This window comes from Pseudomonas baetica (assembly GCF_019733355.1).
Taxonomy (GTDB): Bacteria; Pseudomonadota; Gammaproteobacteria; order Pseudomonadales; family Pseudomonadaceae; genus Aquipseudomonas; species Aquipseudomonas baetica_A.
In genome coordinates this window covers 1-338 of the sequence record NZ_JAIHLQ010000158.1, presented here as the reverse complement: position 1 = coordinate 338, position 338 = coordinate 1, and the positions used below count along the sequence as shown (strand labels likewise).

The window sequence follows — 338 nt, the reverse complement described above, 5'->3', positions numbered from 1 at the left end:
AAAGACGCCGGCAAAGTCGAAGCAACCATTTCGACTGCCACGGGCGGCAACTTCGAGAACCTGGTGCCGAGCACCGTTCCGGCGGTTACCAACGTCACCGACACCATCGACACCACCACCGTCAAACTCACCGCCTCCGAGTCGGCTGCTGAAGGTGGCACCGTCACTTACACCGCCACTGTTGGTGCTCCGGTCACTGGTTCGCCGGTCACCGTGACTCTGGCCAACGGCCAGAACATCACCATCGAAGTCGGAAAAACCACTGGCACCGTGACCACCACCGCGCCGAACGATGCATTGGTTGGCCAGGCTCCGCTGACCAACTCGATCACTGACGT

General features: G+C 60.9%; 1 protein-coding gene. It reads left to right on the top strand.

Going from position 1 to position 338, the window contains the following annotated elements; all coding sequences use genetic code 11:
- Positions 1-338 (top strand): immunoglobulin-like domain-containing protein (locus tag K5E40_RS34540; RefSeq protein ID WP_221734445.1); only part of this gene is annotated, 338 nt, incomplete at both ends.